At 29.7% G+C, this 16,738-nt stretch carries 17 protein-coding genes; all 17 read left to right on the top strand.

The features are described 5' to 3' along the window. The first annotated feature begins 3 nt into the window (after positions 1–3). Positions 4–1,101, top strand: coding sequence for an EpsG family protein (locus DMB65_RS05330; protein ID WP_110305618.1), 1,098 nt, complete (start codon positions 4–6; stop codon positions 1,099–1,101). Beyond that, positions 1,098–1,958, top strand: a complete 861-nt coding sequence (locus tag DMB65_RS05335) for a glycosyltransferase family 2 protein (RefSeq protein ID WP_110305619.1) — start codon at positions 1,098–1,100, stop codon at positions 1,956–1,958. The genes DMB65_RS05330 and DMB65_RS05335 overlap by 4 nt, the downstream gene beginning before the upstream one ends. 26 nt (positions 1,959–1,984) lie before the next feature. Beyond that, positions 1,985–3,022: a glycosyltransferase family 4 protein gene (locus tag DMB65_RS05340; RefSeq protein ID WP_110305620.1), complete on the top strand. Its 1,038-nt coding sequence runs from the start codon at positions 1,985–1,987 to the stop codon at positions 3,020–3,022. Then, on the top strand, positions 3,019–4,161 hold the full coding sequence (locus DMB65_RS05345) for a glycosyltransferase family 4 protein (RefSeq protein ID WP_110305621.1): 1,143 nt from the start codon (positions 3,019–3,021) through the stop codon (positions 4,159–4,161). Before DMB65_RS05340 ends, DMB65_RS05345 begins: the two co-directional genes overlap by 4 nt. A gap of 21 nt (positions 4,162–4,182) precedes the next feature. Further along, entirely contained in the window at positions 4,183–4,533 is a 351-nt protein-coding gene (locus tag DMB65_RS05350; RefSeq protein WP_110305622.1) for a hypothetical protein, read from the top strand. 28 nt (positions 4,534–4,561) lie between these two features. Continuing rightward, positions 4,562–5,818 (top strand): glycosyltransferase, encoded by a 1,257-nt coding sequence (locus DMB65_RS05355; protein ID WP_110305623.1) that lies wholly within the window; start codon positions 4,562–4,564, stop codon positions 5,816–5,818. Then, positions 5,815–6,558, top strand: coding sequence for a glycosyltransferase family 2 protein (locus DMB65_RS05360; protein WP_110305624.1), 744 nt, complete (start codon positions 5,815–5,817; stop codon positions 6,556–6,558). Before DMB65_RS05355 ends, DMB65_RS05360 begins: the two co-directional genes overlap by 4 nt. After that, the gene (locus DMB65_RS05365; RefSeq protein WP_317048114.1) at positions 6,528–7,454 is read left to right on the top strand and encodes an NAD-dependent epimerase/dehydratase family protein; all 927 of its coding nucleotides are present in this window, start codon (positions 6,528–6,530) and stop codon (positions 7,452–7,454) included. Before DMB65_RS05360 ends, DMB65_RS05365 begins: the two co-directional genes overlap by 31 nt. A gap of 58 nt (positions 7,455–7,512) precedes the next feature. After that, the gene (locus DMB65_RS05370) at positions 7,513–8,484 is read left to right on the top strand and encodes an MraY family glycosyltransferase (protein ID WP_110305626.1); all 972 of its coding nucleotides are present in this window, start codon (positions 7,513–7,515) and stop codon (positions 8,482–8,484) included. Further along, complete coding sequence (locus DMB65_RS05375) at positions 8,474–8,899, top strand: WxcM-like domain-containing protein (RefSeq protein WP_110305627.1); 426 nt, start codon at positions 8,474–8,476, stop codon at positions 8,897–8,899. The genes DMB65_RS05370 and DMB65_RS05375 overlap by 11 nt, the downstream gene beginning before the upstream one ends. Beyond that, entirely contained in the window at positions 8,892–10,040 is a 1,149-nt protein-coding gene (locus DMB65_RS05380; RefSeq protein WP_110305706.1) for a DegT/DnrJ/EryC1/StrS family aminotransferase, read from the top strand. The genes DMB65_RS05375 and DMB65_RS05380 overlap by 8 nt, the downstream gene beginning before the upstream one ends. 19 nt (positions 10,041–10,059) lie before the next feature. Further along, positions 10,060–10,608, top strand: coding sequence for a dTDP-4-dehydrorhamnose 3,5-epimerase (gene rfbC / locus DMB65_RS05385; RefSeq protein WP_110305628.1), 549 nt, complete (start codon positions 10,060–10,062; stop codon positions 10,606–10,608). Next, positions 10,608–11,453 (top strand): dTDP-4-dehydrorhamnose reductase, encoded by an 846-nt coding sequence (rfbD, locus tag DMB65_RS05390; protein ID WP_110305629.1) that lies wholly within the window; start codon positions 10,608–10,610, stop codon positions 11,451–11,453. The genes rfbC and rfbD overlap by 1 nt, the downstream gene beginning before the upstream one ends. Positions 11,454–11,498: 45 nt before the next feature. Continuing rightward, positions 11,499–12,383, top strand: a complete 885-nt coding sequence (gene rfbA, locus DMB65_RS05395) for a glucose-1-phosphate thymidylyltransferase RfbA (protein WP_110305630.1) — start codon at positions 11,499–11,501, stop codon at positions 12,381–12,383. A gap of 83 nt (positions 12,384–12,466) precedes the next feature. Then, positions 12,467–14,434 (top strand): polysaccharide biosynthesis protein, encoded by a 1,968-nt coding sequence (locus tag DMB65_RS05400; RefSeq protein ID WP_110305631.1) that lies wholly within the window; start codon positions 12,467–12,469, stop codon positions 14,432–14,434. A gap of 108 nt (positions 14,435–14,542) precedes the next feature. After that, positions 14,543–15,412, top strand: a complete 870-nt coding sequence (locus DMB65_RS05405) for an ABC transporter permease (protein WP_110305632.1) — start codon at positions 14,543–14,545, stop codon at positions 15,410–15,412. 61 nt (positions 15,413–15,473) lie between these two features. After that, entirely contained in the window at positions 15,474–16,736 is a 1,263-nt protein-coding gene (locus tag DMB65_RS05410) for an ABC transporter ATP-binding protein (RefSeq protein WP_110305633.1), read from the top strand. Positions 16,737–16,738: the final 2 nt, after the last annotated feature.

Genomic DNA, 16,738 nt, shown 5'->3' on the forward strand with positions numbered 1-16,738 from the left:
AAAATGATAATTTTTATTGCTATAACATTTTTGTATGTAATTTTTATTTATTGGTTTGAGATATTTCAATATCTTCTCATTAATAAGCTTGCCAGTTTGTGTTTAGGAGGGATTATATTTTATTTACTATTGTATAATGTTACCTACAATAGTGACTGGGATATGTATGATGCCATCTATATGGGACACACAGAGTCTAGTGATTTTTTATTCAATTTTATTTCTAAGATATTTTCAGAGAAGGGATATGATTACTCTTCTGTATATAAATTACATATTTTTTTAATTGGTGTAGGGTTTATTTATTTTGCAAGCAGAAATTCATTTTCGAATGTTTTTGGAATTATCACTACTTATTTAATATTTCAAATTGTTCCTGTTTCTAATCAAATTAGATATTATGTTGCTTTTTCCTTTTTTTTAATAGCTATTTATAATTTAATAGTTTTAAAAAATAAGCTTGTTTTTTTTGTTTTTGGTGTTTTAGCTCTCATTTCACATTCTGCTATAATATTAATGTCTCCATTTATATATTTTTATTATACAAATAATGAGAAATATATCCCTAAATTAATTTTATCCAGCCTAATTTTAGCAAGTGCTTTCTATTTTATTTCTTTTGTAGGATTTATTTTTTCGTTTCATTTTGGCAGCTATTTTCAAAAGGATTTGGTGTCTTCTTTCTCCGGTGGTTTATTTAACAATTTTATTTGGCTATTCTGGTTTTTATTTGTTTATAAAATAAATAAAAGATTGTTAAAATCTAATTCTCTTAAAATTGAATGCGATGTTAAATATCAGTTTCTTTATAAAATTTCATTGTATTCGATAGTTTTTTTTCCTGTTAGTTTGCTTATTCAGGTTCTGGCTCATCGTTACATTATAGCATCCCTTATTTTTTGGCTCTTATTTTATTATTATTCGTTGAATTTTGAAGAATCTTTAAGTAATCGATTGCTTTCAATGTTAGTGTTTATTGTTTTAATTTTGGTTACATTTTTTTATATGTATATTTTGCCAACTTTTTTGCTTGGAAGTTCGGCTACTGAAGCCGTTTTTCAACTTTTTTTGTCAAATAAAATATTTTTTAATAATATATGAATAAACAACTTTCAATTATTATTGTTACATACAATTCACAAGAATTGATTTTCAATTGCTTAGATTCTATTTTTAAATTTAATGATATAGGGGATAAATTAGAAGTTATAGTGGTTGATAATTGTAGTGATAACTATGATGAAATGTTTTCGAAAATTAAATTGCAATATTTAGATAAAGTTAGTTTAATTAAAAGTTCTGTAAATAAAGGATATGGTCACGGTAATAATCAGGGTGTAAAAATTGCTACATCATCGCGGTTAATTATAATGAATCCAGATGTTCGCTTAATTAAACCTATATTTAGTGAGATTATCAATAAGTTAGATTCGAATAAAAATATTGGAATGATAGGAGTTCGTTTTATTGATGGTTCAAATCATCTTGTGTTTAAACCAGAGTTTAGTAACTTATTTCGATTAGTATTTGGGCGTCAATTAATTAAATTAGGATTATATAAGATAAACCAGGTGTTTTTTTCAGGAAGTTTTTTAATATTTGACAAGTCTTCTTTTTTTGAAGCAGGTTTATTTGATGAGAATATTTTTATGTACCATGAAGAGGCAGATATCTCGAATCGATTAATCTCTATCGGAAAAGAGACTGTAATGGTTAAAGATTTTTATGTTTTGCACTTGGCGCATAGAAGAAAAGTAAATTATAATTTACTAAAGATTGGCTCTGAATCCCGTAATTATTATTTTAAAAAATATGACGCTAATATTGATAAATATTATAAAAATTTACTAATCATTTATAGGGTGAAACATGCAATAGCTTTTTTGATTAATAATAAACTAAAAATAGAAGAATTTAAAGCATGGATTCAAATGTGTAAAAATAATGGAAAAATATGATTGTAAAATAACTACTTAATTCTTCAATGAAAACTTCATTAGATTTTTTGATAATTAATAATGTGCCTTCCTTTTATAAAATAAATTTATATAACGAATTAGCAAAAAGTGCCCAGATACATGTTGTATTTATAGCTTTAACTAATCAGGTAGTTATAAACAAATTTTTTCAGGAAGAAATTTTGTTTTCTTATGAATTGCTCTCTCCCATCCAGATAGAAAAAAGGAATAAGTGGCAATCTTTAAAAAAGCTATATTCTATTTGTGATAAATACAATTACAAAAAAATTATTTATGGTGGATACGACGATTTAGAAGAAAGAATTTTTATTTTTTTGACACCAAAACGTAAAAATTGTTTACAATTTGAATCTTCTATTAGAGAAAGTAAGGTAACCGGAATTATAGCTATTATTAAAAAGCTGTTTTTTAATCGATTTTCTATTGCATTACCATCGGGGAAACTACAAACTGCTGTATTTAAAGAATTAGGATTTACAGGGACTATAATTGAAACCAAAGGTGTTGGGATATTTAACAAAGATCAGGTTAGTAAAATAATCAATCACGACCCTAAATATATATATGTGGGGCGCTTAATATCAGAAAAAAATTTGGAGTTTCTTATTGAAGTTTTTAATGAAATTAATAAACCACTTACAATTGTCGGGTGTGGAATTTTAGAAGAGGTTTTAAAAGAAAAGGCAAATTCAAACATCCAATTTACTGGATTCGTCCCCAATAATGAAGTAAACAGATTGTATAACACACATGATATTTTTATCCTTCCCTCAATTTCAGAGCCTTGGGGTTTAGTAATAGAGGAAGCTATATATTTTGGACTTCCAGTGTTAATAAGCAATGCTGTTGGTTGTCAGGAAGAAATGGTTTTAAAACCGAAAACAGGAATTGTTTTTTCGCCTTTTGATGTGAAAAGTTTAAAAAATTCCATTATAGAGATAGAAAAGCATATTGATTATTACATTGATAATTGTAAATCTTTCAACTTTAATGAAAGGGATAAAATGCAAATTGAAGCATATCTAAAAACACTTTCTATATGAAACTTCTTTATTGTATTCCTTCATTGTATAATGCTGGTGGAATGGAGCGGGTAATTTCTGAAAAAGTAAACTATTTAATTCAATTACCTTATTACGAAATAACGATTGTCACAACTGACCAAAAACAGAGAGACATTCGATTCCCACTGGATGAGAGAATAAGGCTTATTCATTTAAATATTGATTTCGATGGTCATTATTCTGAAAATTTGTTCACGAAATATTTTTTACATCAACGAAAGTTAAAAAAATACAAGAAAACTCTCATTCAATTAATTAGAGATCTGGAAGTTAATATTTGCATTTCATTATGTGGGAAGGAAATAGATTTTTTGAATGGTTTACCAGTTAAATGTAAAAAAGTAGCTGAAATGCATTTTGGTATGAACGTTCGTAAACAATTTTTAATGTCTCGCCATAAAGGTTTTTTATGGGGTTGGTTAGGAGAAATACGTACCTGTCAATTAAAAAAAGCAACAAAAAAGTTGGATAAATTAGTTGTTCTGACTGAAGCAGATCAAGAAAAATGGCAAAAAACACATAAGAATATAACTCAAATTCCTAATTCAAATCCTTTTGATAATAAAACAGTGTCAAAACTATTGAACAAACGTGTAATATCTGTTGGAAGATTAGATGCTCAAAAAGGTTATGACATGTTAATTGACGCCTGGGAACTTGTTGCTGTTAAGAATCCGGATTGGGTATTGGATATTTTTGGAATTGGGGAGTGGGAGCTAAAACTAAATAACAGAATACAAGAACTTAATTTAACGGGAAAAATTAATTTGTGTGGACTGACTTCAGATACTGTCCCACATTATATTAATAGTTCAATTTATGTAATGAGCTCAAGATACGAAGGATTACCCATGGTACTTATTGAAGCAATGTCATGTGGCTTACCTATTATTTCATTTGATTGTGAATATGGACCACGACAATTAATAAATGATGGTCAGAACGGTTTGCTGGTCAATCCTAATGATATAATACATTTGGCAGAAAAAATTTCCTTTTTAATTGAAGATAAAGACCTCCGCTTAAAAATGGGTAAGCAGGCATTGGAAAGTGTTAAGGAATACTCAAAAGAGCCCATCATGCAAAGATGGGTTGAGTTGTTCAATCAACTTTGTTAATAATAAAGAATTTTTTAAATTTTGAAAAAAATATTTTTCACAGGAGAATTGCTACCAAAAAGCGTACATGGTGTGGCAATTTCAAATGAAATTAACATAAGATTCCTAAAAGAACGGTTTAATGTTTTAATTGAAGAAGAATATGTAGCTCTAAAATTTCATGGAAAGTTTAATAATATTAAATTAAAAAATTACTTAGATAGGTTAACAAGGATTATTCTTTCTCAAGATTTTACCAGTTCTCATTGGTTTTATTTATGCAATCTTTGTAGAGTTTTTTGTATGAGGTGTAGGGTATTTTTCGCCGAGTTTGTTTTATTTCTTGTAGCCTTATTTATTTATAAAAATGAAGATTTAGAATTAATTGAATAAAAATTATTAATTTTTTAGAATCTTTCACATGGAGTTGTATTTATATTCTTTTACATTTAAGCGAGGAGGAGCTGGCTTTGCGGCTGATAAGTTCAAAATTTTAGCAAAAAAATTAAAATTTGAACCAGTATTAGGTATTAGTCAGGATAATGCGTCAAGTTTTCAATTTTTTAAAAGATTGATTTCTTTTTTTTTAAGTAAGTTTTTAGTTGACAATAATCCAATAAAGCATTCTTTAAATTTATTTTCATGTAATTCAGTTTTAAAGGCATTTAAAGATACGGAGGCACTACATCATATACATTGGATTAATAACGATACTTTGAGTATATTTGATTTTAATAAGATTCCTAAAGGTGCCATTATTACGCTGCATGACGAGTGGTTATACTGTGGAGCGGAACATTGTTATGATGTTAATGATAATTTTTTTTATTTCATTAATGGTTATAAATTTTTTAAAAAGGAATGGAATGGATTTAATTGGAATTATATCATATGGAAAATCAAATTTAATAAGCTTTCAAAAAGAAGAGATCTGATTTTTACTGTTCCGTCCAATTGGATGTTAGAACGAGCAAAAAAAAGTTTGATTTTAAAAAATGCTGATGTTCGTTTACTACCTAATCCTATTGATACAAAACTTTTTAGACCAATGAAGGATGAGAAAAGATTCTTTGATATAGATAGGACTCAATTTGAGTTTGGAAAAGATGAGTTTATAATCTGTTTTGGGGCAATTGTAGGTATAAACAATTATTATAAAGGTTCTAAATTGCTTGAAGAAGCTATGAATATTTTAAGAAATTCAATTGATAAAGAGAAATCAAAAAAAATTAAAATACTAACATTTGGTGGTAAAAAGGAAGAAGCCTCAATTAAAAACGGATTTGAAACATTTTCTATAGGACATATCAATAAACCTCAACAGTTAGTAACGCTTTATTCGAATGTTGATTGTGTTATTGTTCCTTCTTTGGTTGAGTCGTTTGGGCAGGTAGCTGCAGAAGCTTTGGCATGTGAGACCCCGGTAATTTGTTTTGATTGCTCAGGGTTAAGAGATATAGTCAAAGATGGGGTTACCGGACTATTGGCGAAAAAATATGATGCAAATGATTTAGCTCTTAAAATTGAAATTATGTTTAAAAAGGATGCACTAGAACGCTTACAATTAGGACAGAACGGAAGAAAGCATATTGTTAAAAATTTTTCTTTTGAAGTAATTCAAAATAAATATGGTGATATTCTTAATGATGCATTAATTTTAGCAAGGGATTCTAAATGATAATATCAATAATTACAGTCTGCTATAATAGTTCAACTACAATTGAAAAAACGATTCTTTCTGTAGCTAGCCAGACATGTCAGACTATAGAGTATATTATTATTGATGGAAATTCAAAAGATAATACTTTAGAAATTATTCAAAAACATGAGGATAAAATATCAAAGTGGATTTCAGAACCAGACAAGGGGCTTTATGACGCGATGAATAAAGGAATTGAAATGGCAACAGGTGATTTAATAGGCATTTTAAATTCTGATGATGTATTTGCATCAAATACCATAATACAAGATATTGTCAATTTTCATAAAAAAAATAATATAGAGGCTTCTGTTGGTAATATTGTTCAATACAAAGAGAATGGTAAAGTTGTAAGGATATATTCTTCTAAATATTGGAATCCAGAAAAGCTAAAAATTGGATTTATGCCTCCCCACCCTTCTGTTTTTTTTAAAAGAGAATTGTTTAACAAGTTTGGATTTTATGAGTCTGGTTTTAAAATAGGAGGAGATTATGAATTAATTACCCGTTTTTTTCTTAAAAACAATATTACTTGGAAATATTCAGGAATTACTACCACAGCCATGCTTTTTGGGGGGGTGAGTAGTTCAGGATCAGATTCTTATAGGTTAATAACTAAGGAAATTCAAAAAGCCTTATATATGAATAATATACAATTTAGTCCATATAAAATTAAAATTCGATTTGTGTGGAAAATTATTGGATTTTTGAAAAAATGAAAATAATAATTACAGGTGCTTCAGGTTTTGTAGGATTTAATCTTCAAAAATACTTGGTAATTTCACATGAAATAGAAACACTAAGTGTTCGATATTTACCGAATCAGTATATTGAAATCAATGCAGAGGCAATAATTCATCTTGCAGGGAAAGCACATGATTTAAAAAAAGTATCTAGTTCAACAGAATATTATGAAGCTAATTTTGAACTGACAAAACAGTTATTTGATGCTTTTTTGGAGTCTAAGACTAAAGTTTTTATTTTCATGAGTAGTGTAAAAGCAGTTGCTGATGCTGTAACTGGAATTCTAACAGAAGACGTTATTCCAAAACCTAGTACAGATTATGGTATTTCTAAACATCAGGCTGAAGAATATATTTTAAGTAAAACGATCCCGATTGGGAAGCGTGTTTATGTTTTAAGACCATGTATGATTCATGGTCCACAGAATAAAGGTAATTTAAATTTATTGTATCAATTGGTTTCAAAAGGTTTACCTTGGCCTTTAGGATCTTTTGATAATCAGCGATCTTTTTTAAGTATTGAAAATTTATGTTTTGTTATTGATGAATTATTAAATAATGTTTCAGTTCCTTCAGGTATTTATCAAGTAGCAGATGATAAATCATTATCGACAAATCAATTAATCGAAATATTAGGAATAAGTCTTAAAAAAAAGCCTAAAATTTGGAAGATTAATTCTTCCTTCATAAAGTTAGTTGCTAAATTTGGGGATCTTACAAATTTACCATTAAATTCAGAACGTTTACAAAAGTTAACGGAGAATTATGTAGTAAGTAATAAAAAAATAGTAACTGCTTTAGGTAAATCTTTGTCAGTTTCTTCTGAGAATGGATTGATGACTACTTTTGATTCATTTAGAAAATTAAAATAACTCTAAAAAGTTTTGGTGCTAATTTTAATTGATTAAATGATTTTTAAAAATCAAACAAATGCAATACACAATACTAAGCTTTCTTTTAATAATTTTGATGCTGCTATATTTTAAAATAGCAGATCGTTTTAATATTATTGATAAGCCCAACCAAAGAAGTTCCCATACCGAAATTACATTGCGCGGAGGAGGAATTATTTTTTGGTTTTCAGCTTTGATTTATTTCGTTCAGTATATACAAAGCAACTATTTTTTCTTTACAGGAATCACATTAGTTAGCTTGGTAAGTTTTTGGGATGATATTCGGAGTTTGTCTAATAAAATTCGAATTTCTATTCACTTTTTGGCCATCACATTAGTTTTTTATGACTTAGGAATTTTTGACAATTTTTCTTTTTATCTGATTATACTGGCTTACATATCTTTTATAGGCTTTATAAATATATATAATTTTATGGATGGCATTAATGGTATTACAGGGTTATACACATTGGTGGTTATGAGTTCATTGTTATATGTAAATAAAAACATTCAATTGTTTACAGACAGTAATTTTATAAAGTATGCAATGATTGCAAGCTTGGTTTTCCTTTTCTTTAATTATCGAAAAAAAGCAAAGTGTTTTGCAGGAGATGTTGGCAGCATAGCGATTGCTTTTTGGATTATTTATTTGGTCATGAAACTTATTTTGGCAACCAATTCGGTAATTTGGATTTTGTTTTTAGCAGTTTATGGAGCCGATGGAATTTGTACTATTTTGCATCGTTTATATCTGAAACAAAATATTTTTGAAGCGCATCGTTTACACTTATATCAAATTTTGAGTAACGAATTTAAAATTCAGCATAGATTAGTTGCTCTTTATTATGCTTTGGCTCAGATAATTGTGTCTTCTGTAGTGATTCTGTTATATCAAAAAATTCCGGAGGTATTACTATTTCTAATTATTATAAGTTCTTTAACCTTGATTTATAGTTCGAAATTTTATTTGTTGAAAAAAAGTAATTTAAAATTAAGTCATGAATCCTGAAATAATTGAAGGAGGCAATTTCTCAGATTCTCGCGGAACCATTTCCTATGTAAACGATTTTAGTTTTAAGGATATCGAAAGATTTTATGTTATCACTAATGCTGATGAAAATCCAATTCGTGCCTGGCAGGGTCATAAAGTAGACGCTAAAAATTTTTATTGTATAAGCGGATCTTTTAAAATTCATTTTGTAAAAATTGATAATTGGGAAAACCCGTCAAAAGATTTAAATATTGAAACCATAACTATGAATGCTTCAGAAAGCAAAATCGTACATATTCCTGCCGGTTATGCAAATGCAATTCAATCTTTAGAAACAAATGCAAAATTAATATCATTTTCAACTTTGCCTTTAGCAAATAGTAAAGATGATGATGTTCGGTATGCTTCAGATTATTGGAAAATTGATGAATAATAAAAGAATCTATTTATCCGTATCACAACCAAGTGGTTTTGAACAAAATTATATTCAAAAAGCACTTGATGATCATTGGATTACCTGTGGTGGTCCCAATGTAAATGATTTTGAGAAGATTCTGGAGGATTATCTTAAAGACGAATCATATGTTACAGCTTTGAATTCCGGAACATCGGCTATTCATCTGGCATTAATTTTATTAGGGGTAAAAACCGGGGACGAAGTTATTTGTCAAAGCCTTACATTCTCAGCATCAGCTAATCCAATTTTATATCAGGGAGCTATTCCTGTTTTTGTGGATAGCGAACCGGAAACATGGAATATTTGTCCTGAACATCTTGAAATAGCCATTAAGGATAGAATAAAAAAAGGCACAAAACCTAAAGCTATTATAGCTGTGCATGTTTATGGCAATCCATATAAGGTAGATGAAATTCATGCTATCGCAGAAAAATATAAAATTCCGGTAATTGAAGATAGTGCTGAAGCTCTTGGAAGTTCTTACAAGGGAAAAAAATGTGGTACCTTTGGTACTTTTGGAGTTTTTTCATTTAATGGAAATAAAATTATTACTACTTCTAGTGGAGGAGTACTAATTTCGAATTCAAAAGAATCAAAAGAGAAAGCTATTTTTTATGCAACTCAGGCTAAAGATGAAGCTGTTCATTATCAGCATAGTGAAATAGGATATAATTACAGAATGAGTAACATCTGTGCCGGTATTGGACTTGGACAAATAAAAAAACTGGATGAAAATATCGATTCACGAAGAAGAATGAATCATTTTTATAAGGAGGTTTTTAAAGATATTGAAGAGGTAAAGTTGCTACAAACGGTTAACAATGACTTGTTTTCTAATTATTGGTTAAGTACCATTTTAGTTGAGAAAAATGCAAAAAAAAATATAAGTAGGGAAAGTTTAAGACTCGCTTTTGAAAGTAAAAACATTGAATGCCGCCCAATTTGGAAGCCAATGCATTTACAGCCTGTTTTTAAGCAATACCCTTATTATGGCAAAGATATTGCCGAAGATTTATTTGAAAAAGGATTATGCATGCCTTCAGGATCTGGACTTACAATCGAAGATAAAAATAGAATTAAGGAAGTAATTTATACTTTTTTTAATAACGAAAAATAAAAAAGAGTTACATTTTAAAATGAAAATTGAAAATACGTTTATACAGGATTTAGTTGTTATTGAACCAACAGTTTTTGAAGATGAAAGAGGTTATTTTTTTGAATGTTATAGTAAAACTAAATTTGAGAAATTAGGAATAGATATTGATTTTGTTCAGGATAATCAATCTTTTTCGAGAAAAGGAACTTTAAGGGGGTTGCATTATCAAAATCCACCTTTTGCACAAACGAAATTAATTCGTGTTTTAGAAGGCGAAATTATTGATGTTGCTGTAGATTTAAGAAAAGACTCCCCAACTTATGGAAAATCATTTAGCATTTTACTTTCTGCAGAAAATAAAAAACAATTGTTAGTTCCTCAGGGGTTTGCCCATGGTTTTTCGGTTATTAGTGAAACTGCTACAGTAATATATAAATGTGATCAGTTTTATAATAAAGGTTTTGAGGGTGGAATTAAATTTGACGACCCATCCTTAAATATTGATTGGGGAATGAATCCGGAGGATGCAATTGTATCGGATAAAGATCAAATTTTGCCTTTTATAGAAAACTGTAATAGCTTATTTTAATGAAGAAGGTATTAGTAACAGGGGCAAATGGTCAATTAGGATCTGAACTTTTAGTTTTGTCGTCAAAATATTCACAGTATGAATGGTTTTTTGCAGACAGAACTCAGGCTACTTTAAATGATTTGAGTACATTAAAAAGACAATTAATTCAGATAGCCCCTGATATAATCTTAAATTGTGGTGCTTATACAGCGGTTGATAAAGCAGAATCAGAAAAAGAAAGTGCATACATTGTAAATTACTCGGCTGTAGAACTGATAGCAAAATACGCCCAGGATAATGATGTAAAATTAATACATATTTCAACAGATTATGTATTTGACGGATCTTCTTCAGTTGCCTTGAGTGAAGAAGCAGAAACAAATCCGGTCAATGTTTACGGAGCCAGCAAACGTGCTGGTGAAGTAGCTTGTCTGAATGAAAACCCTAATTCAATTATAATAAGGACATCATGGGTTTATAGTAAATTTGGCAATAATTTTGTAAAAACCATGCAGCGACTGATGCAGGAAAAAGAATCAATTAATGTAGTTAACGATCAAATTGGTTCTCCAACTTATGCAGCTGATTTAGCTCAAGCCATGTTGGATATTTTAGAGTCTCCAAATTGGATACCGGGAATCTATAATTATTCAAATGAAGGGGAAATAAGTTGGTATGAATTTGCGTTAAGCATAAAAGAATTTGGAGGGTATAGTTGCACTGTGGAAGGAATTCCGTCAGTATTATATCCAACTCCTGCCAAACGCCCTGAATTTTCATTATTAGATAAGAAAAAAATAAAAACAATTTATAATTTAGTTGTGCCTGATTATAAAGAAAGCTTAAAGAAATTGTTTGTATAATAATTTAAGAGATCCATAATGAAATCTTAAATCTAAATTTATATTATGAAAGGAATTATATTAGCAGGCGGTTCAGGAACACGATTACATCCTTTGACTCTTGCTATGAGTAAGCAAATGATGCCCGTATATGATAAGCCAATGATTTATTACCCATTGTCAACCTTGATGATGTCCGGAATAAACGAAATATTGATTATTTCTACGCCACATGATCTGCCAAATTTTAAAAAATTATTAGGAGATGGATCTAGTTTGGGATGTAAATTTAGCTATGCAGAACAACCTATTCCCAATGGTTTGGCTCAGGCCTTTGTCATTGGAGAAGAATTTATTGGAAATGATGATGTTGCATTGATATTGGGAGACAACATATTTTTTGGGTCTAACATGCAGGAACTTTTAAAATCAAATACGAAACCAAAGGGAGGGGTAGTATTTGCTTATCACGTTTCTGACCCGGAACGTTATGGGGTCGTTGAATTTGATGAAAACCTAAAAGCTATTTCTATTGAAGAAAAACCAGAAGAGCCAAAATCCAGCTATGCTGTTCCGGGCTTATATTTTTATGATAATTCAGTTGTAGAAATAGCCAAAAATATTCAGCCAAGTGGAAGGGGAGAATATGAAATTACAGATGTAAATAAAGTTTATTTAGAAAGAGATTCTCTAAAAGTTGGAATTTTAAGCAGGGGAACAGCCTGGTTAGATACCGGGACTTTTAATAGTTTAATGCAGGCAGGACAATTTGTTCAGGTTTTGGAAGAAAGGCAGGGCTTAAAAGTTGGGTGCATTGAAGAAATTGCATGGAGGCAAGGCTTTATTTCAGATCAACAGTTTGAACAGCTTGCGTTACCTTTAGTTAAATCAGGATACGGGGCTTATCTAATAGAATTTTTAAAACAAAAAAGAAAGGGAGCGAGAATTTAATTTGAGAAAGAAATATTTTTTTGAAATCTTTAATCATTACTTTTGTAACTATGCTGAGGTTTCAATACTAAATAAAAAAGAATTTGAATACAGATAAACCAACCAAAATGTCTGCTTTGCTGCATAACATTTTTTCACCCAGAAATCTTAAAGCAAATCTGAATAATCTTAGTTATTTGCCAAGATGGATTATCGTTGCTATTGATATAATGGTTCTTGTGTTTTCCTTTACATTGACTTATATGTTGTTTGAGGGAACAGCATTAGGCTATATTATAACATCAAACTTTTTTTATTTTGTATCAAGTCTTATTTTTGTAAATGTATTTTTTTTCTGGTTGTTTAGGACATATTCAGGAATCATCAGGCACTCTTCCTACATTGATGCAATAAAGCTGTTGTTTTCTCAAATGTCAGTTTTGATTTTCTTTTTGATTTTCAATTTAGTTTTTGAGTTATATTCAGGCTATAAGGCATTTTTAAATACAGGACTTTTTATAAACTTAGTACTTTCTTTTTGTGGATTATTCTTATACAGAGTAGTTGTAAAACAGACTTTTGAAATCTATTTTTCAGAAAAAACAGATTCTAAATTAATACGGACAGTTATTTATGGTACGGATGCCAATGCAATTTCAGTTGCAAACGCATTAAAATTTGAAACTCCTTCAAGGTTTAAGATCGTTGGTTTTGTGGATAAAAACAATCAAAATGCTTCTAAACGAATGCTGGATTTACCTATACTGATTCAAAAGAAAAAATTACCGGCTTTAATGAGGTCGGTAGCGGCTGAAGCTGTTATTATTGCAGATAAAAGTTTGTCTAAGGAAGAGCAATTAATTATTGTTGACCAATGTTTAGAGTTTAATTATAAAGTATATGCTGTTCCTTTAATTTCAGATTGGGAAAATCAAAAAGAAATTTCTCAAAAGGTAAAGAATATTCAGATTGAGGATTTACTAGAGAGAAAGCCAATAGTATTAGACAGTAAATTAATATCCAAACAATTAAAGGATAAGGTTATACTTATCACAGGTGCTGCAGGTTCAATTGGAAGTGAGATTGTAAGACAGGTCTTAGGATTTAATCCAAAAACTATTGTGATTTTAGATCACGCAGAAACACCATTACATAATTTATGTTTAGAAACTCTGGCATTGGGTTCTCAAACTATTATAAAAGCTGTTATTGCCGATGTCAAAAGTAAAAAAGCGTTAGAAAAAATATTTTCTGATTTTAGGCCACAGGTAGTTTTTCATGCAGCGGCTTATAAACACGTTCCTTTAATGGAAGACAATCCTTCGCAGGCAATCCTTACAAATGTTAAGGGTACAAAAAATTTAGCCGATTTATCTTGTAAGTATAACGTTAAGAAATTTGTAATGGTTTCTACTGATAAAGCGGTAAATCCAAGCAATGTTATGGGAGCCAGCAAACGTATTGCCGAGAAATATGTTCAGTCTTTGTTTTTGAAAAACAAAAAAGAAAAAGAGGAAGGTGTTACAAAATTTATTACAACCCGTTTTGGAAATGTTTTAGGTTCTAATGGTTCTGTAGTACCATTATTTACAAAGCAAATAGCAGAGGGAGGTCCTGTCACTATAACCCATCAGGACATCATTCGTTACTTTATGACTATTCCGGAGGCTTGTCAGTTGGTTTTAGAAGCTGGAGCAATGGGAAATGGAGGAGAAATATATATCTTTGACATGGGAAAACCGGTCAGGATTATTGACTTAGCCAAAAAGATGATTAAGTTAGCCGGCTTTATTCCTGATAAAGAAATAAAAATAAAAATTGTGGGGCTTAGGCCAGGTGAAAAATTATATGAAGAGTTATTGAACGACACTTCTAAAACCTTGCCTACGTATCACAATAAAATTATGATTGCTCAGGAAATACAGGATGAATATGAAAATTTGCATACTGAAATTGAAGAACTCATAGCGATTGCGAATTTTTATAGTAATGATGACATAGTGGGTAAAATGAAAAAAATTGTTCCTGAATTTAAAAGTATGAATTCTGCTTTTGAAGTTTTAGATAAATAAATGTTTGATTATAATAATCTTATTGTATACATAAAAGGTGTTTTATAAAACGCCTTTTTTGCTTTTTAATCTTTTTCTGATTAGGTAAAAATCCTGTTAATTAACAAAATGAATAATAATACTCAAAATAATAAAGACTGGCTGTTTGAAATAACACCGAAAAACAATTTCTTTTCTTTAAATTTTAAAGAAATATGGCAATACAGGGATTTATTATTTCTGTTTGTGAAACGAGATGTTATAACGGTTTACAAACAAACAGTTTTAGGGCCACTTTGGTATTTGATTCAGCCTTTATTTACATCAGTCACGTTTACTATAATTTTTAATAATGTTGCCGGAATTAAAACAGGTGAAATACCTTCATTTTTATTTAATTTAGCAGGAATTACGGTTTGGAATTATTTTACTGCCTGCCTTACAGGTACATCTGATACTTTTAAAGCAAATGCCAATATTTTTGGAAAAGTTTATTTCCCCAGAATCATTACACCACTCTCGGTCGTAATTTCTAATTTAATTAAATTCGGAATTCAATTTCTGATCTTTATAGTATTTTATATTTTTTATTACTTTCAGGGGTATAATTTGATATTGAATACGACTATTTTATTTTTTCCGATTTTAATAGCTGTTATGGGTATTTTAGGATTAGGATTAGGAATGCTAATCTCCTCTATGGTTACCAAGTATCGTGATTTAAGTAATTTGGTTACTTTCGGTGTTCAGTTATTAATGTATTTATCTGCAGTAATGTATCCTATGGAGCTGATAAAAGATAAATTACCTAAATTTGGCTGGTTGGTAAAATATAACCCATTAGCATATATTATCGAGACCTCTCGTTATATGTTGTTAAATACCGGAGAAATTTCAATTTTAGGATTAGGCTATACTTTATTAGTTACCATCGCCGTCTTTTTTGTGGGGCTTTTAATTTTTAATAAAACAGAGAAAAGTTTTATTGACACTGTTTAAGAAATCATTATTGATAATTAGTGTTTCAAATAATTTACAATTCATAATTTACAATTTATAATTGAAAAAGGATATAATATTAAAAGCCGAAAACATTTCTAAGCAATACCGTTTAGGACAAGTAGGTACAGGAACTTTAAGCCATGATGTAAACCGTTGGTGGCACCAGATACGTGGTAAAGACGATCCATATTTAAAAATTGGTGATACAAATGATCGTTCTACTAAAGGAACTTCTGATTATGTCTGGGCTCTGCAGGATATTAATTTTGAAGTTGAACGCGGAGAAGTTCTCGGCATTATTGGTAAAAACGGAGCAGGAAAATCCACGCTTTTAAAAATTTTATCTAAGGTAACAGCTCCAACTACAGGAAGTATCAAATCGCGTGGCCGTATTGCTTCACTTTTAGAAGTTGGTACCGGTTTTAATGGAGAAATGACCGGGCGTGAAAATATTTTCTTAAACGGAGCCATTTTAGGAATGACAAAAAAAGAAATCGCCTCAAAGCTCGATGAAATTATTGAGTTCTCTGGATGCCAACGCTATGTTGATACTCCTGTAAAACGATACAGTAGTGGTATGACTGTACGTTTGGCTTTTGCCGTAGCTGCTTTTTTAGAGCCCGAAATCTTGGTAATTGATGAAGTTTTGGCAGTAGGTGATGCTGAGTTTCAAAAGAAAGCCATAGGCAAAATGCAGGATATTTCTAAAGGAGAAGGAAGAACTGTTTTGTTTGTAAGTCATAATATGGCAGCAATTAAACAATTGTGTACCAAAACTATAATGATGGAAAATGGAATTATGGTTTTTGAGGGTAATACAAATGAAGGTATAGATTATTATTTGAAGTCAAATCAATATGGAGGATATGTTAATCAATACATTAATGATACATCTAAAGGATCTGGTTTTAGAAAACTCTCATTAGTAGATGATAAAAAAGATTTACGTACTGAATTTGGTTTTGATGAAAGTATTTTTATTAAAATAGAAGTGAAAATAGATGAGTCGCATTTAAAAGCACATTTAGGATTCAGATTGGTCGATATAAAAGGAAGAGTTATTTTTACATCAGAAATAAAACTAGGAGAAAGGATAAAATCAGCGGGTTTATATGAATTTGAAGTTAAAATACCAGAACAATTTTTAGTGCCAAATCAATTTAATCTTACTTTTGGTCTACATATTCCTAATTTAGAGGTTATAGATTATAAACAAGATTGTCTTTCTTTCGAAATTGTTGAAACGGGTTCAGATTTTAATCTCTATAGCGGAAATGATTATGGATGTGTTTTTGTGGATTGTAATTGGAAAATTATATAAAA

Source organism: Flavobacterium cheongpyeongense (assembly GCF_003202435.1).
In the GTDB taxonomy this organism is placed as follows: Bacteria; Bacteroidota; Bacteroidia; order Flavobacteriales; family Flavobacteriaceae; genus Flavobacterium; species Flavobacterium cheongpyeongense.